The organism is Pseudomonas sp. NPDC089743 (genome assembly GCF_044748785.1).
GTDB lineage: Bacteria > Pseudomonadota > Gammaproteobacteria > Pseudomonadales > Pseudomonadaceae > Aquipseudomonas > Aquipseudomonas putida_X.
Genome location: NZ_JBIVGS010000010.1, coordinates 105976 through 129215, shown reverse-complemented (window position 1 = coordinate 129215; position 23240 = coordinate 105976). Strand labels below are relative to the sequence as shown.

The 23240-nt window shown below is 61.7% G+C and carries 23 protein-coding genes and 1 pseudogene; 13 read left to right on the top strand and 11 right to left on the bottom strand.

From position 1 onward, the window contains the following. Positions 1–3: 3 nt before the first annotated feature. The 3 genes from minE to ACIPZC_RS18230 all read left to right on the top strand — a co-directional run bounded on the left by minE (position 4) and on the right by ACIPZC_RS18230 (position 2695). Complete coding sequence (gene minE / locus ACIPZC_RS18240; RefSeq protein ID WP_241802832.1) at positions 4–258, top strand: cell division topological specificity factor MinE; 255 nt, start codon at positions 4–6, stop codon at positions 256–258. Positions 259–458: 200 nt separating this feature from the next. After that, positions 459–1094, top strand: a complete 636-nt coding sequence (locus ACIPZC_RS18235; protein WP_400628595.1) for an RluA family pseudouridine synthase — start codon at positions 459–461, stop codon at positions 1092–1094. 311 nt (positions 1095–1405) lie between these two features. Then, positions 1406–2695: a M18 family aminopeptidase gene (locus ACIPZC_RS18230; protein ID WP_241802829.1), complete on the top strand. Its 1290-nt coding sequence runs from the start codon at positions 1406–1408 to the stop codon at positions 2693–2695. On the opposite strand, the gene ACIPZC_RS18225 is transcribed toward ACIPZC_RS18230, so the two are convergent. Together ACIPZC_RS18225 and ACIPZC_RS18220 are read right to left on the bottom strand one after the other, a co-directional pair. Further along, positions 2671–3459, bottom strand: a complete 789-nt coding sequence (locus ACIPZC_RS18225; protein ID WP_400628592.1) for a hypothetical protein — start codon at positions 3457–3459, stop codon at positions 2671–2673. The genes ACIPZC_RS18230 and ACIPZC_RS18225 overlap by 25 nt on opposite strands. 367 nt (positions 3460–3826) lie before the next feature. Then, positions 3827–4683 (bottom strand): IS5 family transposase gene (locus ACIPZC_RS18220; protein ID WP_400628591.1). Its coding sequence is split into 2 segments (ribosomal slippage): positions 3827–4339 and positions 4342–4683, totalling 855 coding nucleotides; the frame shifts between segments, so codons are not numbered across the junction. A 427-nt stretch (positions 4684–5110) separates the two neighbouring features. On the opposite strand from ACIPZC_RS18220, the gene ACIPZC_RS18215 reads away from it, so the two are divergent. Continuing rightward, the gene (locus ACIPZC_RS18215) at positions 5111–5278 is read left to right on the top strand and encodes a hypothetical protein (protein ID WP_012313193.1); all 168 of its coding nucleotides are present in this window, start codon (positions 5111–5113) and stop codon (positions 5276–5278) included. A 44-nt stretch (positions 5279–5322) separates the two neighbouring features. Continuing rightward, complete coding sequence (locus ACIPZC_RS18210) at positions 5323–7479, top strand: mechanosensitive ion channel family protein (protein ID WP_400628589.1); 2157 nt, start codon at positions 5323–5325, stop codon at positions 7477–7479. Between the two features lie 27 nt (positions 7480–7506). Here ACIPZC_RS18210 and ACIPZC_RS18205 read toward each other — a convergent pair whose 3' ends face one another. Next, positions 7507–8220: a UTRA domain-containing protein gene (locus ACIPZC_RS18205; protein WP_241802823.1), complete on the bottom strand. Its 714-nt coding sequence runs from the start codon at positions 8218–8220 to the stop codon at positions 7507–7509. A 341-nt stretch (positions 8221–8561) separates the two neighbouring features. Between ACIPZC_RS18205 and ACIPZC_RS18200 the strand changes: the two genes are divergently transcribed. From ACIPZC_RS18200 to ACIPZC_RS18175, 6 genes are all read left to right on the top strand, one after another. After that, positions 8562–9626: an ABC transporter substrate-binding protein gene (locus ACIPZC_RS18200; RefSeq protein WP_349976040.1), complete on the top strand. Its 1065-nt coding sequence runs from the start codon at positions 8562–8564 to the stop codon at positions 9624–9626. Positions 9627–9735: 109 nt separating this feature from the next. After that, positions 9736–10542, top strand: coding sequence for an alkaline phosphatase family protein (locus tag ACIPZC_RS18195; protein WP_400628586.1), 807 nt, complete (start codon positions 9736–9738; stop codon positions 10540–10542). Continuing rightward, a complete protein-coding gene (locus ACIPZC_RS18190) occupies positions 10539–11378 on the top strand; it encodes an ABC transporter permease subunit (protein WP_267821799.1) in 840 nt (279 codons plus the stop codon). The genes ACIPZC_RS18195 and ACIPZC_RS18190 overlap by 4 nt, the downstream gene beginning before the upstream one ends. Further along, on the top strand, positions 11368–12174 hold the full coding sequence (locus ACIPZC_RS18185; RefSeq protein ID WP_267821797.1) for an ABC transporter permease: 807 nt from the start codon (positions 11368–11370) through the stop codon (positions 12172–12174). The genes ACIPZC_RS18190 and ACIPZC_RS18185 overlap by 11 nt, the downstream gene beginning before the upstream one ends. A 1-nt stretch (position 12175) precedes the next feature. Then, positions 12176–13165, top strand: a complete 990-nt coding sequence (locus ACIPZC_RS18180; protein WP_400628583.1) for an ABC transporter ATP-binding protein — start codon at positions 12176–12178, stop codon at positions 13163–13165. Between the two features lie 13 nt (positions 13166–13178). Further along, positions 13179–13832: an HAD family hydrolase gene (locus ACIPZC_RS18175; protein WP_400628581.1), complete on the top strand. Its 654-nt coding sequence runs from the start codon at positions 13179–13181 to the stop codon at positions 13830–13832. A 115-nt stretch (positions 13833–13947) separates the two neighbouring features. Here ACIPZC_RS18175 and ACIPZC_RS18170 read toward each other — a convergent pair whose 3' ends face one another. After that, positions 13948–14910 (bottom strand): NAD(P)H-quinone oxidoreductase, encoded by a 963-nt coding sequence (locus ACIPZC_RS18170; RefSeq protein WP_241802815.1) that lies wholly within the window; start codon positions 14908–14910, stop codon positions 13948–13950. Positions 14911–15052: 142 nt separating this feature from the next. Here ACIPZC_RS18170 and ACIPZC_RS18165 point away from each other — a divergent pair, with 142 nt between their 5' ends. Then, positions 15053–17134, top strand: a complete 2082-nt coding sequence (locus tag ACIPZC_RS18165; protein WP_241802814.1) for a carboxy terminal-processing peptidase — start codon at positions 15053–15055, stop codon at positions 17132–17134. Positions 17135–17278: 144 nt separating this feature from the next. Here the strand turns inward: ACIPZC_RS18165 and ACIPZC_RS18160 are convergent, their stop codons facing one another. The 6 genes and pseudogenes from ACIPZC_RS18160 to ACIPZC_RS18135 form a co-directional block, all read right to left on the bottom strand. Beyond that, positions 17279–17647, bottom strand: a complete 369-nt coding sequence (locus ACIPZC_RS18160) for a hypothetical protein (RefSeq protein ID WP_012313182.1) — start codon at positions 17645–17647, stop codon at positions 17279–17281. Continuing rightward, the gene (locus tag ACIPZC_RS18155) at positions 17644–17982 is read right to left on the bottom strand and encodes a multiprotein-bridging factor 1 family protein (protein WP_400628578.1); all 339 of its coding nucleotides are present in this window, start codon (positions 17980–17982) and stop codon (positions 17644–17646) included. Before ACIPZC_RS18155 ends, ACIPZC_RS18160 begins: the two co-directional genes overlap by 4 nt. Positions 17983–18226: 244 nt before the next feature. Next, positions 18227–18797 (bottom strand): annotated as a pseudogene (locus tag ACIPZC_RS18150) (Fic/DOC family protein). Then, positions 18794–18964 carry a YhfG family protein gene (locus tag ACIPZC_RS18145; protein ID WP_241802805.1) on the bottom strand — a complete coding sequence of 57 codons (171 nt, stop codon included), beginning with the start codon at positions 18962–18964 and terminating at the stop codon, positions 18794–18796. The pseudogene ACIPZC_RS18150 and the gene ACIPZC_RS18145 overlap by 4 nt, the downstream one beginning before the upstream one ends. A gap of 73 nt (positions 18965–19037) precedes the next feature. Next, complete coding sequence (locus tag ACIPZC_RS18140) at positions 19038–19478, bottom strand: YkvA family protein (RefSeq protein WP_400628576.1); 441 nt, start codon at positions 19476–19478, stop codon at positions 19038–19040. A 280-nt stretch (positions 19479–19758) separates the two neighbouring features. Next, complete coding sequence (locus ACIPZC_RS18135; protein ID WP_241802803.1) at positions 19759–20511, bottom strand: FKBP-type peptidyl-prolyl cis-trans isomerase; 753 nt, start codon at positions 20509–20511, stop codon at positions 19759–19761. Between the two features lie 346 nt (positions 20512–20857). Here ACIPZC_RS18135 and ACIPZC_RS18130 point away from each other — a divergent pair, with 346 nt between their 5' ends. After that, on the top strand, positions 20858–22162 hold the full coding sequence (locus ACIPZC_RS18130) for a hypothetical protein (protein ID WP_400628574.1): 1305 nt from the start codon (positions 20858–20860) through the stop codon (positions 22160–22162). A gap of 62 nt (positions 22163–22224) precedes the next feature. Here ACIPZC_RS18130 and pcaQ read toward each other — a convergent pair whose 3' ends face one another. Then, positions 22225–23157, bottom strand: coding sequence for a pca operon transcription factor PcaQ (pcaQ, locus tag ACIPZC_RS18125; RefSeq protein ID WP_267821777.1), 933 nt, complete (start codon positions 23155–23157; stop codon positions 22225–22227). Positions 23158–23240 lie beyond the last annotated feature (83 nt).

The following is a 23240-nucleotide window of genomic DNA, read 5'->3' as shown; positions in this document are numbered from 1 at the left end:
ACCATGAACCTTTTTGACTTCTTTCGTGGCAGACAGAAACAGACCAGTGCGTCGGTGGCGAAAGAGCGTCTACAGATCATCGTGGCGCATGAGCGCGGCCAGCGCAGCGAACCGGACTACCTGCCGGCGCTGCAAAAAGAGCTGCTCGAGGTGATCCGCAAGTATGTGAACATCGGTAGTGATGATGTGCACATCGAACTGGAAAACCAGGGTAGTTGCTCGATTCTGGAGCTGAACATCACGTTGCCTGAGCGCTGATACAGCGAACTGGCTCGATCATTGGGGCTGCGTTGCAGCCCATCGCCGGCAAGCCGGCTCCCACAGGGTCTGCGTTGTACCTCTGGAACCCGGTTTGCCGGCTTCTACGGGGCCTGCGCGGTACGTGTGGGAGCCGGCTTGCCGGCGATGGGCCGCAACGCGGCCCCAATGGTTTTCCCCGATTTGACCGAGAACCCGTAATGCCGCTGTCGAACGTCCAGATCCTTCATGAAGACGCCGCCATCCTGGTGGTCAACAAGCCGACCCTGCTGCTGTCGGTGCCAGGCCGCGCCGATGACAACAAGGATTGCCTGATCACTCGCCTGCAGGAAAACGGCTACCCGGATGCGCTGATCGTCCACCGCCTGGACTGGGAAACCTCCGGCATCATTCTGCTGGCCCGCGATGCCGACAGCCACCGCGAGCTGTCGCGCCAGTTCCACGACCGCGAGACGGAGAAGGCCTACACCGCGCTGTGCTGGGGCCAGCCGGTGCTGGACAGCGGCAGCATCGACCTGCCCCTGCGCTACGACCCGCCCACCAAGCCACGCCATGTGGTGGACCATGAGCAAGGCAAACACGCCCTGACCTTCTGGCGCATCCTTGAGCGTTGCGGCGACCACTGCCGGGTGGAGTTGACGCCAATCACCGGCCGTTCGCACCAGTTGAGGGTGCACATGCTGTCGATCGGGCACCCGCTGCTCGGTGACCGTTTGTATGCCAACCCCGAAGCCTTGGCGGCGCATGATCGCTTGTGCCTGCATGCAGCAATGCTGAGCTTCACCCACCCCGTTTCCGGCGAACGACTGAAGTTCGAATGTCCTGCGCCTTTTTAAGCGGCAAGCTGCAAGCTACAAGCTGCAAGTAAAAGCAGATCGCGTTGGAGCTTACTCCGTGGTCTGCTCTTGCTTGCGGCTTGTGGCTTGAAGCCCAAGTGCCCTGCGCTGTTTAAGCGGTAAGCTTCAAGCTTCAAGCTTCAAGCTTCAAGCTTCAAGCTTCAAGCGAAAGCAGATCGCGTTGGAGCTTACACCGCGGTCTGCTCTTGCTTGCAGCTTGCAGCTTGCAGCTTGCAGCTTGAGGCTTGAGGCTTGAGGCTTGCAGCTTGCGGCTTGAAGCTTCAAGCTTGCAGCTCGAATTGGAGTGAGTTATGCGTGAAGCACTGAACACCGGTCTGATTGATTTTCTCAAGGCCTCCCCTACGCCCTTTCACGCCACCGCCAGCCTGGCCCTGCGCCTGGAAGCGGCCGGCTACCAGCGCCTGGACGAGCGTGACAGTTGGGCCACGGTGCCTGGCGGCCGCTATTACGTCACCCGTAACGATTCTTCGATAATCGCCATCAACCTGGGCAAACAAGCACCGCTGCTCGGGGGCATTCGCATGGTCGGTGCGCACACCGACAGCCCGTGCCTGCGGGTCAAGCCGCAGCCAGAGCTGCAGCGCCAAGGTTTTCTGCAACTGGGTGTGGAAGTGTACGGCGGCGCCCTGCTGGCGCCGTGGTTCGACCGTGACCTGTCGCTGGCCGGGCGCGTGACCTTCCGGCGTGATGGCAAGGTCGAAAGCCAGCTGATCGACTTCAAGCTGCCGATCGCCATCATTCCCAACCTGGCCATCCACCTCAACCGCACGGCCAACGAAGGCTGGCAGATCAACCCACAGAACGAACTGCCGCCGATCCTCGCCCAAGTGGCCGGCGACGAGCGCATCGACTTCCGCGCCCTGCTCACCGAGCAGCTGGCCCGTGAGCACCAGCTCAATGCCGATGTGGTGCTGGACTACGAACTGAGCTTCTACGACACCCAGGACGCCGCATTGATCGGCCTGAACGGTGACTTCATCGCCGGGGCACGCCTGGACAACCTGCTGTCGTGCTACGCCGGCCTGCAGGCGCTGCTGGCCGCTGACAGTGACGAAACCTGCGTGCTGGTGTGCAACGACCACGAAGAAGTCGGCAGTTGCTCGGCCTGCGGCGCCGACGGCCCGATGCTCGAGCAAACCCTGCAGCGCCTGCTGCCGGACGGCGACACCTACGTGCGCACCATCCAGCGCTCGCTCATGGTCTCGGCCGACAATGCCCACGGGGTGCACCCCAACTACGCCGACAAGCATGACGGCAACCACGGGCCCAAGCTCAACGCAGGGCCGGTGATCAAGGTCAACAACAACCAGCGCTACGCCACCAACAGCGAAACCGCCGGGTTCTTCCGCCACCTGTGCATGGCCGAAGAAGTACCGGTGCAAAGCTTCGTGGTGCGCAGCGACATGGGTTGCGGCTCGACCATCGGCCCGATCACCGCCAGCCACCTTGGCGTGCGCACGGTCGACATCGGCCTGCCGACCTTTGCCATGCACTCGATCCGTGAACTGTGCGGCAGCCATGACCTCGCGCACCTGGTGAAGGTGTTGACCGCGTTCTACCGCAGCCGCGAACTGCCCTGACCTCCTGCATCGCCCGCCCCTTCAGTGGCGGCGGGCGGTGCCGACGAAGGCGCGGGGTTCAGCAGCGCGTCGAGGTCGAGGCGGCCTTCAGGGGCCCAGTTCATGTATTGCCAGAGGGAGAAGCCTTCGGGGAGGCTGCCAAGTTCCTCCTCCAGGCGAGCCAGCCGCCCGGCGACTTTATCGCCCTCATTGCTCGGGTAATTGAGCCGTTCCACCGGCGTTAAGTTGTTCAGGTACTCCAAGTAACCTTTCATCAGTGGGCGGGAGTCCCCTGTCGTGTCGGAGTACTGGATCAGCCGTGAAAAGAAGGCTTCGTCCAGATCAGACTTCGCTAGTTCTGCCGCGTACCGCTCTTCCTCAGAGTAGGACCGCTCGTCCTGAATAATCGCCACCAGCGCATCTCTGCCCAGGCTTGCAAATGGATTCTGCGCGTCAGTCTTCGCACCGTGCCGGTGGTTGAGATAGTCCAGCGCACGTTGAAAGCGCTCCGCTTCCTGACCGGAATAGCCCTGCGGCGGCTCGGTCTGGCTGAATTTTTGGTACCCCGCATGCTGAAGTTTTGTCTGTACCCGTACGCCCAAACTTGGATCCCCATAGATTCGCTTGTGCAGGGCACTGACCTCGGCATCCTTTGCCGCTAAGGCTTTGCTTTGCGCTGACAAGGTGACGGTTTCATCCTGGGGGGGCGCAGCCGCGGGCTTGGCAGCCGATGAGGCAGGCATATCACGAACAACAGGCACATAGGGCGTTGTAGTAATTTTCATCGTGGTTCTCAGGTCGCTTGGAAATAAGTGGAGCGCCCGCCAAGGAGCGCTCTTCATGTTTTACTGAAGGGTGAACCTGACGGAATAATTGTAGGGCATCCGACTTTCAATTCGCTCCATCTTCACGGTACAACTGGCTCGCGTCGAGCCAATGGAAACAGCCTCTTTTTTCCAGGATGGCAAATAACCAGGCGGCGTCGCTGTGTGAGAAACAGAGAAGCGACACTTCTTGCTGCCGGCTGTGTACACAAAGCGCATTCCTGATACCGAATCCGCGTAACTGGTAACCCTTTAAGTCGCGACAGTATTAGGATTGACAGCTGACATGAGCGGACTGGAGGTCCCGGTCATGTGTTCATGCGTATAGCTAGGCTCTGTACGAAAAGAGATGTCGCAAACACCGCATGGAGCAAGCCAGTGAGACCATGGCAGCATAACTTTTTGCGAGCTTGTCGAAGCGGGTCACGATCCGGCGGTTCTCTTTCAGCCAGCCGAACATGCGCTCGATGATGTTGCGCTGTCGGTATTTGGGCCGGTCAAATAGTCTTGGTAAGCCAGGCTTGGGCTTGCGCTTCATCGAGCGCAGCGGGATGACGGGTTGCATTCGATATTGGTCGCAGTAGCGGCGTAGCGCTTCGGCGTCGTAGCCCTTGTCGGCGAGCAGCCATTTGCAGCGCTTGCGCGGGCGGCCACGTTGGCTCGATGGAATGCTGACCTCGTCCAACAGTGGTTGTGCGTAGCTGATGTCACTGGCTTGACCGCCAGAGAGGAGAAAGCGCAGCGGTGTTCCGTTGGCGTCGCAGAGCATGTGGATTTTGGTTGTCAGGCCACCGCGACTGCGGCCTAGAGCATGATCGGCAGGCTCGTCAGGCCCCCTTTTTTCCCGGCGCCAGATGAGGCTCGGGTTGCGCGTACTGCGGTTGAGTCGATCATCCAGGTTTGCAGATCGATCAAGCCCTGCTCATTCAATCGCAGGTGCAGACGTTTGAGCATCTGCTCGAAAGTCCCTTGGTTTCGCCAGCCCCGAAACCGTTGATACACCGTTGACCATGGGCCGAAGCGCTCTGGCATATCTCGCCATGCAGCACCTGAGCAGAGCACCCACAGCACGCCATCGAGCATCAGTCGGTCGCTCAGTCGAGGCCGGCCTCGACCATGGGTTTCGATGAAGAGATCGGAGACCACATCCCAGGCCTCGTTCGTGAGTTCGTAGCGCCTTGCCATCACAGAATTCCTTTCCGTTAATGGCACGTGACTCTACAAAATCTCAGCGCTAGAGGAGCGACGATTAGGTTTCTCGGGATTTCGTACAGAGCCTAGCAATCGCATTGGTTTTATTATCTATCAACACCGTCGCTTCATTGTTTGCCGCATACAACGACATACTGTGTATCGCGACCAACGCGAGCGAAAGTCCCTTAATCAACATTTTCATGACTAATCCTCTACAGGGGAAAGGCAGACTTTTTGCGGGCCCTATACTGTTATCGACACAGCGAAGCTATTCTTTGTAGGAAAGAGATCTGATAAACATGTAGGAAAAATAACCAGAATATAAACGCCATAAACATAAGCTGACGCACATCAAGCTGTTCCACCGTTTGCGCACTATGCTTAAAGCATCCCCTCACGTGCAGAAGGATCGCCCGTCATGTCCCCTTTCCTGTCCCTGTTCGTCCCCGTGTTCGGTTTCCTGATGCTGCTGACCATCGGCTTCAGCCTGCGCGAGCGCGACGTCGGTGTGCTGATGATGTGGATCGGCACCTTGGGCATCTTCGGCCTCACCTGCTGGAAGATCCTGGAGAAACTCCCCACATAAACCTCTACACTCGGCCAATCGTTTGACCTGAGGTAGATTTCCCGGTGCCAGCCCTTCTGCGTTGCCTTGCCCTGCTGCTGTTTCTGTTCATCGCCCCGGTACAGGCGGCCGGCCTGCCCGGCCTGCTTGGTTCCAGTGCGCCGGCCCAGCCGGAAGCCACCGAGCCGTTGGGCAAATCGCTGGACGAGGTGATCAAGAACCTGGAGAACGACCAGCAACGCGCCAAGCTGCTGGCCGACCTGAAAAAGCTGCGTGACGCCACCAAGCAGTCGCAACCCACCGTCGAACAGGGCGTGCTGGGGTTGATAGGCGGTGCGCTGCATGATTTCGAAAAGCAGTTCAGCGGCGACGCCAGCCCGTTCCACCGCTGGACGCTGGAAATCGACCAGGCCCAGGCGGAGCTGGCGGCACTGGTGGTGCCCGTACACCAATGGCCGGCGATCCTGTTCGGCTTTGCCGCGATCATCGCCGTGTGGAGCCTGCTGGCCTATGCGTTCAACTGGATCAGCCACCGTGTGCGAGTGCGCTTCGGGCTGACCGAGGAATTGCCACAGCACCCGCGCCCCTGGGACCTGGTGCGCTTCGCCCTGCGCAAGCTCGGGCCTTGGCTGGTGGCGCTGGTGTTCACGGTGTACCTGAGCTTTGCCCTGCCCTCCTCGCTCGGCAAGTCCATGGCCATGGTGCTGGCCTATGCGCTGGTGGTGGGCACCTGCTTCTCGGCCATCTGCGTGATCGCCTTCTCGTTGCTCGACGGCCCGCACCGCCACCGCGCATTGCACATCCTGCGCCACCAGGCCTTCAGGCCGCTGTGGCTGATCGGCAGCTTCGCCGCCTTTGGCGAAGCGATGAGCGACCCACGCCTGACCGTCGCCCTTGGCACGCACCTGGCGCACACCCTGGCCACCCTGGCCAATGTGATTGCCGCGCTGTGCACCGGGCTGTTCATCCTGCGCTTCCGCCGCCCGATCGCCCACCTGATCCGTAACCAGCCACTGTCGCGGCGCCTGACCCGGCGCACCCTGAGCGACACCATCGAAATCCTCGGCAGCTTCTGGTACATACCGGCGATGATCCTGGTGGCGATCTCGCTGTTCGCCACCTTCGTGTCGGCCGGCGACACCAGCACTGCGCTGCGCCAGTCACTGATGTGCACGGTACTGGTGGTGCTGTGCATGGTGCTCAACGGCCTGGTACGCCGCCACGCGGCCAACCCCAAGCGCGCCAGCAAGCGTCAGGCGGTGTACACCGAGCGCCTGCGCAACTTCGCTTATGTGCTGGTGCACCTGTTCATCTGGCTGGTGTTCATCGAGCTGGGGCTGCGCGTGTGGGGCCAGTCGATGATCAGCTTTGCCGAAGGTGAGGGGCATGAAGTCAGCCTGCGCCTGCTTGGCCTGGCCGGCACGCTGATTGTCGCCTGGCTGGTGTGGATCCTGGCCGACACGGCCGTGCACCACGCGCTGGTGGGTTCGCGTCGTGGCCTGGCCAATGCCCGCGCGCAAACCATGATGCCGCTGATCCGCAACGTGATGTTCGTGGTGATCTTCATCATTGCGCTGATCGTCGCCCTGGCCAACATGGGCATGAACGTCACGCCGCTGCTGGCCGGTGCCGGTGTGATCGGCCTGGCGATCGGTTTCGGCGCGCAGTCGCTGGTGGCCGACCTGATCACCGGCCTGTTCATCATCATCGAAGACTCCCTGGCCATCGACGACTATGTCGATGTGGGCGGCCACCTGGGCACCGTCGAAGGCCTGACCATCCGCACCGTACGCCTGCGTGACATCGATGGCATCGTGCACACCATCCCGTTCAGCGAGATCAAGAGCATCAAGAACTACTCGCGCGAGTTCGGTTATGCGATCTTCCGGGTGGCCATCCCGCACAGCATGAATATCGACCAGGCCATCACGCTGATCCGCGAAGTGGGGCAGAAACTGCGCAACGATCCACTGATGCGCCGCAATATCTGGTCACCCCTTGAGCTGCAAGGGGTGGAAAGTTTCGAGTCGGGGTCGGCGATTCTGCGGGCACGCTTCAAGACCGCGCCCATCAAGCAATGGGAAGTGTCGCGGGCGTTCAACCTGGCCTTGAAGCGCCAGCTGGATGCCGCAGGGCTGGACCTGGCGACGCCACGTTTGTCGGTGCAGGTAGTGACGGCGGGCGGCGGCGCGATGGCAGAGGCCGGCGGCGCTGCCAGTTAGCCCCTGCGCGGGCCTGCAGAGCAGCCACTAGCCCGCCTGGGCGCGGATGCAGATCGCATCATGCCGCCAGTACTCCAGGTCACAGTCGATCAGGTGCCCATGCTGGTCACTGTTGACCCGGGTGATATGCAGCCCCGGGCTGCCGGTGGACACCTTCAAGGCCGCCGCCGCCGCCACGGGTAACGCCGTGGGCAGGATTTCAAAGCACACCTGCCCATAGCGGATGCCATAGACCCGCCCATAGATCTCGGTCAGCGACTGCGCCAGGTCATGTTCGAGGATTTCGGGAAAGTAGCGCGGGTTGAGGTAATGCTCGGCATACAGCACCGCCCGCCCATCGATACGCCGCAAGCGGCAGATGCGGATCACGCTGGACAGCGCCGGCAGGTGCAGCCGCGCGCAAATGGCCGCCGATGCCGGTTGCAACCGGGCCGAAAGCAGTTCGGTACTGGCCACCCGCCCCTGGCTGCGCACCATCGCATGAAAATGGCTACGCTCGATCAGGTCGTAGGTCAGCCGCTCGGGGGCGACGAACCAGCCGCGCCGCTCTTCGCGGTAGATCAGCCCTTGGGCTTCCAGTTGCACCAGGGCCTCGCGCAGGGTGATACGGGTGGTATCGAACACCTCGCTGAGCTTGCGCTCGGACGGCAGCTTGCCGCCCGGCGCCAGCAGGCCGTGCTCGATCTGCTCCTGCAAGGCATGGCAGATGGCTGTTACCGCACGCGGTGGCGTCGACTGCATCAAGGGTTACCTATCTGGACTAGTCCAGCCCCAGAACAGGGCACTTGGAGAATAGTGCAAGCCTAGGCAGGGCTGATGAACATGCTGTGACAAAGCGCCGTTACACGCTTGATCAGGGCACTGCCAGATTCGGGCCAAGCCTTGTGAATCGGGGCTTGCGATCTGGTCTACGCTGTATTCGCAGGAAGCGGCAGCACCGGGGTTCACCCCTTCCCTTACATCAAATTGTCACGCAACCGGCCTACCTTGGCGCAAGGTTTGCTGACCTAGACCAAAGGTTTGCCAAGCAAGGCTTCACTCATAACAACGATCGCGCAAGGCACCCACCAAAGGAGCTTCGGATGAAAAAGTTGTTCATGGCGTCACTGCTGGGCTCGGCCATGGCCCTGTGTACCTCGGCCATGGCCGCCGGCACCGACCTCAAGGCCCTGGAAGACGCCGCCCGAAAGGAAGGCACGATCAATAGCGTGGGCATGCCCGATGCCTGGGCCAACTGGAAAGGCACCTGGGAAGACCTGGCCAGCAAGTACGGCCTCAAGCACACCGACACCGACATGAGCTCGGCCCAGGAAATCGCCAAGTTCGATGCCGAGAAGGACAACGCCAGCGCCGACATCGGTGACGTCGGGGCCGCCTTCGGCCCGATTGCGGTGGCCAAGGGTGTGAGCCAGCCGTACAAGCCAAGCACCTGGGACCAGGTGCCGGCGTGGGCCAAGGACAAGGATGGGCACTGGGCGCTGGCGTATACCGGCACCATCGCCTTCATCATCAACAAGGACCTGGTGAAGGAAGAAGAACGCCCTAAAACCTGGCACGACCTGGAAAAAGGCAAGTACAAGGTCGCCATCGGTGATGTCAGCACTGCCGCCCAGGCCGCCAATGGTGTGCTGGCCGCAGCCATCGCCTACAAGGGCGATGAGGGCAACGTCGCCCCGGGCCTTCAGCTGTTCACCAAGCTGGCCCAGCAGAAGCGACTGTCGCTGGCCAACCCAACCATCCAGACCCTGGAGAAAGGCGAGGTCGAGGTGGGCGTGGTATGGGACTTCAACGGCCTGAGCTACCGCGACCAGATCGACCCGAAACGCTTCGAAGTGCTGATCCCGTCGGACGGCTCGGTCATTTCCGGCTACACCACCATCATCAACAAGTACGCCAAGAACCCCAATGCGGCCAAGCTTGCGCGTGAGTACATCTTCAGCGATGCCGGGCAGATCAACCTGGCCAAGGGGCATGCCCGGCCGATCCGCGCCGAGCACCTGAAACTGCCGGCGGACGTGCAGGCCAAGCTGCTGCCTAATGAGCAGTACGGCGCTGCGCAGCCGATCAAGAACCCCGAGGTATGGGAAACGACCTCGAAAAAGCTGCCGCAGATGTGGCAGGAGCAAGTCATCATCGAGATGGAATGAAGAAGCTTCAGGCTTCAAGCCGCGAGCTGCAAGTACAAGCCGGTGTTCGACATGCCGGCGTGTGCTTGCAGCTTGTAGCTTGAAGCTTGCAGCTCCACTGGGAGCCACCATGCAACACAACGTCATCCTGGTCTTGCTCGACGGCCTCAACCACCAGGTCGCGCACCACGCCATGGGCCACCTGCACGCGTACGTCGAAGCCGACCGTGCCGCGCTGTATCGGGTGGAATGCGAGCTGCCCTCGCTGTCCCGGCCACTGTACGAGTGCATCCTCACCGGCGTGGCGCCGATCGACAGCGGCATCGTGCACAACAACGTCAACCGCCTGTCCAACCAGCGCAGCGTGTTCCACTACGCCCGCGAGGCCAACCTGGGCACCGCGGCGGCGGCCTATCACTGGATGAGCGAACTGTACAACCGCTCGCCTTTCGACCCGCAGCGCGACCGCCATACCCACGCGCCAAAGCTGCCGATCCAGCATGGCCTGTTCTATTGGGACGACCGTTACCCCGACTCGCACCTGCTGGCCGACGCCGAGTACCTGCGCCGCCGGCATGCGCCGAACTTTTTGCTGGTGCACCCGATGAGCATCGACGACACCGGCCACCGCCACGGCCTGGACAGCAGCCAGTACCGAAACGCTGCGCGCAGCGCCGACATCCTGCTGGCCGACTACCTGCCGCACTGGCTTGAAGAGGGCTACCAGGTATTGGTCACCGCCGACCACGGCATGAACAACGACCGTTCGCACAACGGCCTGCTGGCCGAGGAGCGTGAAGTACCGCTGTTCGTGTTTGGCGACGCCTTCAGCCTCGACCCGGCCGCCAAGCCGCTGCAGACCGAGCTATGCGGCACCATCTGCGAGTTGCTTGACGTTGCCCACGACAAGACGGTCTGCCGGGAGCTGCTCAAGTGAGTGGCGGCGCCCGCGGGCGCTACCTGGCCTTGCTCTGCCTGCTGCCGTTTGCCGTGTTCTTCGTCATCTTCCAGATCGCCCCGCTGGCCTGGGTGGCCATCAACAGCGTGCAGTCGGAGGCGGGCTGGGGGCTGGCCAACTTCAGCAAAGTGTTCGCTTCGAAGTTCTACCTGCAGGCACTGCAACGCAGCCTGGAAATCAGCTTCTGGTCGAGCCTGTTCGGCATCATCATCGCCACCCTCGGTGCTTACTCGCTGCGCCAGGTCGATTCGCGCCTGCGCGACTTCGTCAGCGCCTTCGCCAACATGACCAGCAACTTCGCCGGCGTGCCGCTGGCCTTCGCGTTCATCATCCTGCTGGGTTTCAATGGGGCGCTGACCCTGCTGCTCAAGCAGATTGGCCTGCTGGAAGACTTCAGCATCTACTCCAGCAACGGCCTGATCCTGGTCTACACCTACTTCCAGATCCCCCTGGGCGTGCTGCTGCTCTACCCGGCCTTCGATGCCCTGCGCGAAGACTGGCGCGAATCGGCCGCGTTGCTGGGCGCCAGCCACTGGCAATACTGGCGGCACATCGGCCTGCCGGTGCTGACACCGGCCCTGCTCGGCACCTTCGTCATCCTGCTGGCCAACGCGTTGGGCGCGTATGCCACGGTGTATGCGCTGACCACCGGCAATTTCAACGTGCTGCCGATCCGCATCGCCGGCCTGGTGGCCGGTGACATCAGCCTGGACCCCAACCTGGCCAGCGCGCTGGCCATGGTGCTGGTGGGCTTGATGACGGTGGTCACGCTCGTTCATCAATGGCTGCTGAAACGGAGCTACCATGCACGCTAACCGCTCAACCAGGCCGAGCGCCGGCAGCCTCTACCACCGCGTCGTGGTGTACCTGCTGTTTCTCATCCTGCTGCTGCCACTGGCCGGTACCCTGCTCTACTCGCTGGCCACCAGCTGGTCAGCCAGCCTGCTGCCCAGCGGCCTGACCCTGAAGTGGTACGTGGCGCTGTGGGGCGAGCCGCGCTTTCTCGCGGCCTTCGGCCAGTCGCTGCTGGTGTGCCTGGGCGCGCTGCTACTGTCGGTGGTGCTGATCCTGCCGCTGCTGTTCGTGGTGCACTACCACTTCCCCAGGCTCGATGCACTGATGAACATCCTCATCCTGCTGCCCTTCGCGGTGCCGCCGGTGGTGTCCTCGGTGGGCCTGCTGCAGTTGTACGGCAGCGGGCCGATGGCCATGGTCGGCACGCCGTGGATCCTGATCGGCTGCTACTTCACCATCGCCCTGCCGTTCATGTACCGGGCGATCACCAACAACCTGCAGGCGATCAACCTGCGCGACCTGATGGACGCCGCCCAGTTGCTCGGCGCCAGCACCTGGCAGGCGGCGTTCCTGGTGGTGCTGCCCAACCTGCGCAAAGGCCTGATGGTGGCGCTGCTGCTGTCGTTCTCGTTCCTGTTCGGCGAATTCGTGTTCGCCAACCTGCTGGTCGGCACGCGCTACGAAACCCTGCAGGTGTACCTGAACAACATGCGCAACAGCAGCGGCCACTTCAACAGCGCGCTGGTGATCTCGTACTTCGCCTTCGTGCTGGTACTCACCTGGGTCGCCAACCGCCTGAACAAGGACAAGACCTGACATGAGCTTCGTCAGCGTACAGAAACTGCACAAACGCTATGCCGGGACCCCGGTGTTCGAACAGATCGACTGCCACATCGAACGCGGCGAATTCGTCACCCTGCTCGGCCCTTCCGGCTGCGGCAAGTCCACCCTGCTGCGCTGCATCGCCGGGCTGACCCCGGTGGACGGCGGGCAGATCCTGCTCGATGGCCAGGATATCGTGCCGCTGAGCCCGCAAAAGCGTGGCATCGGCATGGTGTTCCAGAGCTATGCGCTGTTCCCCAACATGACCGTGGAGCAGAATGTCGCCTTTGGCCTGCGCATGCAGAAGGTCAAGGCCAGTGACACTCAGGTACGGGTGCGCGAGGCGTTGGACCTGGTGGAGCTGGGCAGCTTTGCCGGGCGCTACCCGCAGCAGCTGTCCGGCGGCCAGTGCCAGCGTGTGGCCCTGGCCCGCTCGCTGGTCACCCGCCCACGCCTGCTGCTGCTGGACGAGCCGTTGTCGGCGCTGGATGCACGTATTCGCAAGCACCTGCGCGAGCAGATCCGCGCCATTCAGCGCGAGTTGGGGCTGACCACCATCTTCGTTACCCATGACCAGGAAGAAGCGCTGACCATGTCTGATCGCATCTTCCTGATGAACCAAGGGCGTATCGTCCAGAGCGGCGATGCCGAAACCCTTTACACGGCACCGGTGGACCTGTTCGCCGCCGGCTTTATCGGCAACTACAACCTGCTCGACCCGCAAAGCGCCAGCCGCCTGCTGCAGCGCCCGGTGACCAGCCGCCTGGCGATTCGCCCCGAGTCGATCACCTTGAGCCTGGAGGGCGAACGGGACGGCGAAGTGCGCAGCCACAGCCTGCTCGGCAATGTGATCCGCTACCGGGTACGGGTGCGTGACGTGGAACTGGTGGTGGATGTGCTCAATCGCTCATCGGCCGATCTGCACGCGGACGGCCAACGGGTATCCTTGTCGATCGACCCCACGGCGCTACGGGAAGTGGCCTAAGGAGACTCAACGCATGGCACTGGCAATTTTCGATCTGGACGAAACCCTGATCCACGGCGACTGCGCGTCGCTATGGAGCGAGCAGATGGCGCGGCTGGGCTGGGTCGACGGCAAGGAGTTCCTGCGCCGCGACCATGCCCTGATGGAGGCCTACGGCAAAGGCCACCTGCAGATGGAGGAGTACATGGCCTTCAGCCTGGAGCCGATTGCCGGGCGCACCCTGGAAGAAGTCGAGCACCTGGTTGAACCCTGGGTGGAGGATGTCATCGAGCCGATCATTTTCGGTGATGCCTGCCGCTGCATCGCCGAGCACCGCAAGCGTGGCGACCGCATCCTGATCATTTCTGCTTCCGGCACCCACCTGGTCGGGCCGATTGCGGCGCGGTTAGGCGTGGACGAGTACCTGGCGATCGAGCTGGAGGCTGTGAACGGGGTGTATACCGGCAAGACCCATGGGGTGCTGACTTACCGTGAGGGCAAGATCACCCGCTTGCTGGAGTGGCTGGACCAGGAACAGGAAAACCTGGAGGGAGCGAGCTTCTATTCCGACTCGCGCAATGATCTGCCGTTGTTGCTGAAGGTTGATCACCCGCATGCAGTTAACCCTGATGCGGTGCTGCGCGAGCATGCCGAGAAGAATGGCTGGCCAATCTTGAGCTGGTCTTGAGGGCCGCAGGGGCGCCTTGCGCCCCAATCGCGACCCAAGGCTGCTGCAGGGGCTTGCACGCCCTTGCAGCAGCGGGCTGGTGTCGCGGTTGGGCCGTAAAGCAGCCCCGGCAATCTCACGCCAGGCTAGGGTCGATCACCATCACCAGCTTGCCCGACACCTGATTGCTCTCGAGTTCGGCATAGGCTGCCTGGGCGAACTCGACCGGGTAGGTGTCCACCAGCTGCGGCGACAAACGCTTTTCGCTGAACAACGGCCACACCTGCTGTTGCAACTCGCGCAGCAGCTCGGCCTTGAACCCGTCGTCACGGTTGCGCAACGTGGAGCCGGTGATTTCCAGGCGCTTGCCCAGCACCTGCGCCAGGTCCAGTTCAACCGTGCGCCCGCCCATCAGGCCGATGATCACCCAGCGTCCATCGCGGGCCAGCAGCTTGAGGTTGAGCTGCCCGTAGCTGGCGCCCACCGGGTCGAGAATCACGTCGAACGGGCCCATGCCCTCCAGCGCGTCCAGGTTTTCATTGCGCACCACCCCGCCCGTCGCGCCCAGTGCCTGGCAGTACGCCAGGCGGTCCTGCGAGCCAACGCTGACGTACACCGGGTTGCCGAACGCCTTGCACAACTGGATGGCGGCCGAGCCGACGCCACTGGCACCGGCGTGTACCAACACCTTCTCGCCAGCCTTCACTGCGCCCAACTGGAAAATGTTCAGCCACGCGGTGGCGTAGACCTCGGGTAGCGCTGCGGCCTCGTGCAGGGTCAGGCCCTCGGGTACTGGCAGCACATGGCGGGCATCGACCACCACTTCTTCGGCCATGGCCCCGCTGGCCAGCAGCGCGCACACTCGGTCGCCTACCCGCCAGTCGGCACCCGCGCCCACCTCTTCCACCACCCCGGCGCATTCCAGGCCCATGTAAGGGCTGGCGCCGGGCGGTGGCGGATAAAGCCCCTTCATTTGCAGCAGATCGGCCCGATTCAGGCCCGCCGCAGCCACGCGAATGCGTACCTGGCCGGCATCCAGGGCCGGGCGCTCGGCCTCGACCCACTCCACATGTCCGTCTTCGCCTTGCAATGCCTTCACAGTGCCTCCATAGTTGATTGACATGACTGAGCCTGGGGTACCCACGCCCCTGGCTTTTTGCAGTATTTGCCCGGCTCCATGGAACCGGCAACGGAAAAGACGGCCTACTATGCGTGATCAATTGCCTCCACGTCGAATCAGCATGAAGCATTTCCTTCCAAGCACCGCCCTGGCCCTGATGATCGGGCTGGGTAGCCTCACGCTCGGCGGCAATGCGTCGGCCGCCAACAAATGGGACAGCCTGCAGCCGGACCGTGACGAAATCGTCGCCAGTCTCAATGTGGTTGAGTTGCTCAAACGTCACCATTACAGCAAGCCGCCGCTCGATGACGCCCGTTCGGTGATCATCTACGACAGCTACATCAAGCTGCTCGACCCTGCGCGCAGCTACTTCACTGCGGCTGACATCGCCGAGTTCGACAAGTGGAAGCGCCAGTTCGACGACTTCCTCAAAAGCGGCAACCTCGACCCTGGCTTCACCATCTACAAGCGCTACCTGGACCGCGTCAAGCAACGCCTGGACTTCGCCCTGGCCGAGCTGAACAAGGGCGTCGACAAGATGGACTTCACCACCAAGGAAACCTTGCTGATCGACCGCAAGGATGCGCCGTGGCTGAAGAACCAGGCCGAGCTGGACGACCTGTGGCGCAAACGCGTCAAGGATGAGGTGCTGCGCCAGAAGATCGCCGGCAAAGAGCCCAAGCAGATTCAGGAAACCCTGACCAAGCGTTACAAGAACCAGCTGTCGCGCCTGAACCAGACCCGTGCCGAAGACATCTTCCAGGCCTACATCAATACGTTCGCCCAGTCCTACGACCCGCACACCAACTACCTGTCGCCGGACAACGCCGAGAACTTCGACATCAACATGAGCCTGTCGCTCGAAGGCATCGGCGCGGTGCTGCAAAGCGACAATGACCAGGTCAAGATCGTGCGCCTGGTCCCTGCAGGCCCTGCGGCCAAGACCAAGCAAGTGGCCCCGGCCGACAAGATCATCGGCGTTGCCCAGGGCAACAAGGAAATGGTCGACGTGGTCGGCTGGCGCCTGGACGAAGTGGTCAAGTTGATCCGTGGCCCGAAAGGCTCGGTCGTGCGCCTGGAAATCATCCCGGCCAGCAATGCCCCGAGCGACCAGACCAGCAAAGTGGTGTCGATCACCCGCGAGGCGGTCAAGCTTGAAGAGCAGGCGGCCAAGAAGTCGGTGCTCAAGCTCAAGCAGGCTGGCCGTGACTACAAGCTGGGGATCATTGAAATTCCGGCCTTCTACCTGGACTTCAAGGCGTATCGCGCCGGGGACCCGGAGTACAAGAGCACCACGCGTGACGTGAAAAAGCTGCTCACCGAACTGCAGAAGGAAAAAGTCGACGGCGTGGTCATCGACCTGCGCAACAACGGCGGCGGCTCCCTGCAAGAAGCCACCGAGCTGACCAGCCTGTTCATCGAGAAGGGCCCTACGGTGCTGGTTCGCAACAGCGATGGCCGGGTGGACGTGCTGGAAGACGAAAACCCTGGCGCCTTCTACAAAGGCCCGCTGGCGCTGCTGGTCAACCGCCTCTCGGCCTCGGCCTCGGAAATCTTCGCCGGCGCCATGCAGGATTATCACCGCGCGCTGATCATCGGCGGTCAGACCTTCGGTAAAGGCACCGTGCAGACCATTCAGCCGCTCAACCATGGCGAGCTGAAACTGACCCTGGCGAAGTTCTACCGGGTTTCCGGGCAGAGCACCCAGCATCAGGGCGTGCTGCCGGACATCGATTACCCGTCGATCATCGACACCAAGGAAATCGGTGAAAGCGCCCTGCCCGAGGCCATGCCGTGGGACACCATCCGCCCGGTTGTCAAGCCAGCGGCCGACCCGTTCAAGCCCTTCCTGGCGCAGCTCAAGGCGCAGCATGAAGCGCGCAGCGACAAGGACGCGGAGTTCACTTATATCCGTGACCGCCTGGCCCTGACCCAGAAGCTGATGAATGAGAAGACCGTCAGCCTCAACGAGCAGGACCGCCGCGCCCGCCACGATGAAATCGAAGCCAAGCAGCTGGCGCTGGAAAACATCCGCCGCAAGGCCAAGGGTGAAGAGCCGCTCAAGGAACTGAAGAAAGAGGACGAGGACGCCCTGCCGACCGAGGATGAAAACACCAAGCCCGAAGACGACGCTTACCTGTCCGAGACGGGTCGCATCCTGATCGATTACCTCAGTGCCAGCACCAAGGTAGCCAAGCAGTAGTCAGTCATCGCGCTGATGTGACACAAAAGGGGCCGGGCACGTAAGTGCTCGGCCCCTTCTGCTTTCGGTGTTTACCATGGGTGGCAACAGTGCGGCGCACGTCTATCGGCCTACGACCGCAATCACAGCGCCACCCTCAACCTGTCAGGCAATCTCCGGGTAGGCATACTCGAAGACCCGCACAACTTCCGAAGCATGCCACGACGCGGCCTCCATGCCGTCGACCGGCCCGGAGAAGCGCCCAAGGCGCTCAACGCATTCGAAAAAACCGGTGCGCGGCAGGCGGCTGGCGCCCTGGCTGATCACCAGTGAGCTGCGCAGCGGCTGCTCGGCACGGGCATCGAGCACCGCCAGGTACTCGAGCGCCGCAGTCAGCGTCTGCATGGCAGGGCTGGGCAATTGCAAACGCTCGATCAGTGCGCGGTAAGTCAGTAAATGGCGTTGGCGGCGGGCCAGGTCAAGCTCGTCCAGCAAGCTCTGCCAATGCTGACGGCTGATCCTGACCTGGCTCATGACGGCTCGCTCCAGCCCGCCACCCCCAGGTGCCAGGCCAGGGCACGGCGGATCGCTGCATCCGGCTGGCGTTCACCAGACTCGATCATCGCCAGGTAGGCGGGGCTTACCCCCACATTGCGCGCCAATTGCTCGGGCGCAATGCCTTTGGCCTGACGCAACTGCCCTACCTCGCTGAACGCGGGCAAACTGGCACTTGGCTCAGTATGATCGCGGGTTTCACCAACCGCCTCGGCAGGCGCCTGGCCGGCCGCCTTGAGCAGCACCTGATACTGCTCCCAGGGAACGACGGCGTACTCGGGCTGACCGTCCCGGCTAATGACCTGAATACCCATAACAACCCCCTTACGTAGGATTACCGCATGTAATCCGCTCAGCAGCCCCAGGCTTGCATCTCTCACAGGCCTGCCTTAACTGCGCGTGCTTGCCGATGCATAGAGCCGTCGTCGACCAATAGCGAAAGGCAATCGGGCTGCTCTTCTTCTGTTATATCTCATTGTAAGGGATTTCCACCTGCCGCGCGCTCTCGACAGTCAAGGAGGACAATCTCGCGAATGCGCTGGCGCCTATAGGCAGCGTTTAGTCATTTTCCAGGATTGGCTGACCGATACACCGAGCGAATATCTGGGCTAAATATCCGTCGTCGCCATGGTAGGAAAGGATGTTGGCGTGAATCCACTCGTCACGCTGGACAGCCTCCCACGTAATAGAAAAGCCCGCATTGATGATGATCCACTCAAACAGAATGCGCTGCGTACGGCCATTGCCTTCCCTGAAGGGGTGCGCGACATTCAATGTACCGTAAGCTTCAGCTACTGCGGTGATCAGATGGTCACGCGAATACCCTTCAAACCACCCTGCCGCAGCGATCCTTGAAAACTCCTTCCTGGTTTCAGGTTCTATGAATTCTGGGCTACAAAACCGCGTCCCAGCTGTAGATGCGGGAAAACAGGGCACTGTGGATTTGCTTCAGCGAATCCAGGCTGTAAGGAGGCGGTAAGAACTCCAAACGGGAAGCCGCGAGCGCGCTGAGGTAGCGTTCGGCATCTTCGAGATCGTCAGGGTCGTGCAACTCGAGCAGGTTAATCAGAACGTCAGTACCCGGATAGCAGTCCGAGTCTTGTTCGGAACCGTACTTGTCCGAACTCAAGCCTTGATCAGCCGCACTGCTTTGAGGGCTGCGGCACGCGTTGGCAGCTTGATCTCACCCTCGCCATTCGACACCCATACACCTTCAAGGCGCAGGCTGGCCGCATAGTTGGCTTTGCGGTGCTTGGCGAACCAGGCTTTCTTGGCTTCCAAACTGAGCTTTTCCATCTCTATGACCCTTGGTTAGCAGGCAGTGTGTGTATTGTAGCCGAACCCTCTGCACCAGTGGAAAACGGTGCTTTTAGGGCGTTTTACGCTCCAGGCGCAACGCTTCAGGGGTGTCAGGCAAGCGCTCGACCACACGCAAGCGCTCGGGGGCCTGGCTGTCGCGCCAAGCCTTGAACCGCGCCAGCTCATCGGAGACGGTTTTCAGCACCCAGCCGAGCACGGCGATGTCATCGAGAAAACCTACGCCCAGCAGCCAGTCGGGGATCGCATCGATGGGGCTGACGAAATACAGCAGGCCGGCGACGATGGTCACCAGTGCCTTGGGGCTGATCGCGCGGTACTCGCCACGCCACCAGGCCAGGCACAGCGACTGCAACAGCTTGATGTCTCCACGCAACTGGCCCAGGCGCGGGCCCTTGCGGGCCACCGCGAACAGCAAAGCCGGCAAGCGGCCACGGCTTAGCAGGCGCTCGGCCAAGGGCAGGAAGCGGGCGAAATTCCAGGGTGCGCTCATGTAGCCTCCAGCAGGGAGAGGTTATCCACATTTATTGTGGATAACCTTGTGAACAGGGCGAAGTTTCTGACGGCAGGTGCCTGTAAAGCAAGGGCCTCGGTCAGATCGGGCGTTTTTTACACAGTCGTTTCAAAACCGCAAACGATTTGCGTCAGAAGCCTCCTGCTTCTTCACGCTGCCCTTTCTCGGACAGCCTGCTGCCCCGGAGGTTCGGCCCGAGGCCTGCTACACAAACGACAACGCCCCGTCGAAACGGGGCGTTGTGCACTACCAGCCGGTATTACTTGGCGGGTGCTTCAGCCGGAGCTTCAGCTTCAGGCGCGTCGCCTTGCAGCTGGGCCGGGTCCTTGATGGCGATCAGTTCCAGGTCGAACACCAGCACCGAGTTGGCCGGGATCAGCGGGCTTGGGCTCTGTGCGCCATAGGCCAGTTCAGCCGGGATGAACAGCTTGTACTTCTCGCCAACGTGCATCAGCTGCAGGCCTTCGACCCAGCCTGGAATGACACCACTGACCGGAAGGTCGATCGGGCTGCCACGCTCTACCGAGCTGTCGAACACCTTGCCATCGATCAGCTTGCCTTCGTAGTGGACAGTCACCACGTCGGTCGGCTTGGGCTGTGGGCCGTCGGCCTTCTTGACCACTTCGTACTGCAGGCCCGAGGCGGTAGTGACCACACCTGGCTTCTTGGCATTTTCTTCGAGGAACTTCTTGCCGGCGGAGGCAGCTTCTTCGCTGGCCTTGGCCAGGCGCTCCTCGGCGCGCTTCTGCAGCGCGGTGAAGGCTTCTACCAGCTCTTCGTCCTTGATGCGCTGTTCTTTCTTGCCAACGGCGTCTTCGATGCCGAGGGCGACGGCTTTGGAATCAAGGTCTTCCATGCCTTCCTGAGCCAGGCTCTTGCCCATGTTCAGGCCGATACCGTAGGAGGCTTTCTGTGCCGGAGTTTTCAGCTCGGGGCTGCTGGCTTGTTGATCACAGCCAGCCAGTACCAGGCCTACCAGGGCAACCGCAGCCGCCAAACGATGCTGTTTCATGCTATTTCCTTGTTCATGCGCCATGTGGGCAATCAGGGTAAAGCCGCGAGCTTATCAGGCGGCCATTACCAATGGCTACCGGCATAAGAGCGGGTTTCATGGAGTAAGTTCACTCGGTAGCGCGCTTGCACTCAACCTTAAGGGCCTTTGGCCAGTATTGACCATGAGCCCAGCAAACGCCCCTGCAAACTTGGCCCTTCCAGCGGCCGGCCCCAAGCTGGCATTTCTGCCAGTAGCGCCCTCCTTGAGCCTGGTTTCCAATGAGCCTGCAACGCACCTGACGCGCAATGGCTGATACCCCCCTAAGCCGCACGGCCCCGCGTTCACTCATTACCGAGGAAGAGCCATGAACATTTCGCCAAAGCCCAACCGCTCAACCCGTAAGCCCCGCACATCCATCGAGCTGCCGCAGGCCCCTATCGATTGTGATTACGGCATCCATGGGCTCGCCTACATCTTTGAAAAAATCGCCGGGTCACGGGCTAACACCAATGCAATCATCAACAGTACGGTGAGCGCTGGTCGCAGTTATGTAATCGGTGAAAGTTACAATCCCCAAACGAGTGAAGCGAAGGTTTTCGTGGCTTGCCTGAAGGATCTAGGCACCCTGGACAACAGTTTCGGTGACGGTGGAATCTTCGATTTCAACAAGGCAGCCAGCACCGACTACATGGACCCCAAAAGCATCGTGGAGGATGCTGCGGGCAATATACTCATCGCTCTCAAGGTGGTGGGGCAATCAGCCAGCCACCTTTGGAAACTGAGTGCCGGTGGACAACCGGACCCGAATTTTGGGGACCGCAAGGGGTACGTGGATACCCGCCACTTGATCGGCGAAGAGTTGGTGCTGGAACACTTGGCAGTGACGAAGGGCCACATTTTCGCCACCGGTGGCAAGTCAGAGAACTTCGAACCGGTGGTGCTGGGGCTGGACAATGACGGCGCATTGCGCGCAGATTTTGGTGATGATGGCCTGGTTGATGTCAGCAAGCTAATACCCGATACCGACTCACACATTGTCGACGGCATTGCCAGTTTCACGTCCCCCTCGAATGCGCAGCAGCTGGTATTGACCTGGTACCTGATACGGGGGGAAGACCCCTACAGCGTTACCACAGCCATGACCCCTGACGGCAAAGTGGATGATAACTTTGGCACCAAGGGTTTCCACTGGTCAGCCCCCTGGATCATCAATAATGGTTTTTCCGTAGACCCCGTCGCCAAGCGAATCACCTTTTACGGGGAACTGTACGACGTCGATGAAGATATCAGCCACCCGACCGTTTACCGCATCGACTATTCGGGGGCGCCGGCCAGGGAGTTCAACGGCGGCGAAGCGTTGGTATTTGACAAGCCGGGCGGTTGGTACGCCGGCGTAGAAACAGCCGGTGGCCTGGTGGGTTACGGGCATTTCTACACTTATTCGCTTGCCTTCAGCTTGACCTCCGAGGGCACGTTCGACACCCGCTTCGTCCCGCCCTTCGGCTACGGCCAGTTCGGCGCACAAATACCAGAGGACGGCTTCTATGCCTCTGGATCGACGGTCTCGCTCGATGCAGGCAACCAGCGCTTGTTGATCAATGGCCGTGACGAAGAGGTCCGCGGCTCGACTGTTCCCTGTGTGGCCGCGGTGGCCTTGCCAAGCGCTTGACAGCAGTTGAGCATCAAACCCACGAGCGTTCCTCGGCCAGGAACGCTCGGCTACAACGAAGCTTACGGGTACGACCGCTCGCGATATTGCCCCGCCACTTCCCGCAATACATCGCACACCCACTGCCCGGGCAGGCTCAGCGCCAAGGCGGCATTGCGGCAGATACCCACCGACCCACCCGGTTCCCGCACCCCTAGGTCGAGCTCGGCCAGTTCGCCGCGGCGCAGGTCGAGCAGTACCGCATCACGCGGCGCCACCCACACGGCGTCACTGCCGAGCAGGTAGCGGCGGCTCAAGGCCAGTGAGAGGGTCTCCAGGCGCTGGGCCGGCAGTTGAATGCCGCATTGCACGAACAGGCTGTCGGCGTGCTGGCGAATGGTCGTGCCCGGTGGCGGCAGCACCAGCGGGTATCGGCTGACGCGGGCTCGGTCTACTTGCGTGCTGGCCAGCAATGGGTGGCCGGGGCGCACGACCAAAGCCATCGACTCGCTGTACAGGTGTTCGAACGACAAACCCTGGATCTGCGGGCTGTCGGTCATGCGCCCCACCACCAATTCCAGTTCCCCCAGGCGCAACTGCCCGAGCAACTGTGCACTGGCCCCGGTCACCACACTGATCAGCAACGCCTCGTGGCGTTGGTGCAGCCGGCACAGCACTTCGGGCATCAGCAGGCCTTCGACCGTGGACAGCACGCCGATGCGCACCTGCGACGGTGCCCGCGCTTCACCGCGCAAGCTGCTCACGCCGTCGCGCAGGGCCTGCACGCTGGGCCCGGCGTAATGCATGAAACGGGTGCCGGCCGGGGTCAGCTCGACCCCTTGACGGCTGCGCTCGAACAGACGCGTTTCGAGCAGGTCCTCAAGCTCCTTGAGGGTCTTGGAAATCGCAGGCTGGCTGATCGCCAGAATGTCAGCGGCCCTGGCCAGGCTGCCCTGCCGGGCAATCTCCAGAAAGCACAGCAGGTGGCGGTACTTGATGCGGGTGTCGAGGTTCATGCGCCAAGCTTACCGCATCGCCACCTGTGGCGTACCCAGGGTTCCTCGCCCCGGTCTTTAAAAGTCGCAATCGGCGGCGCCCG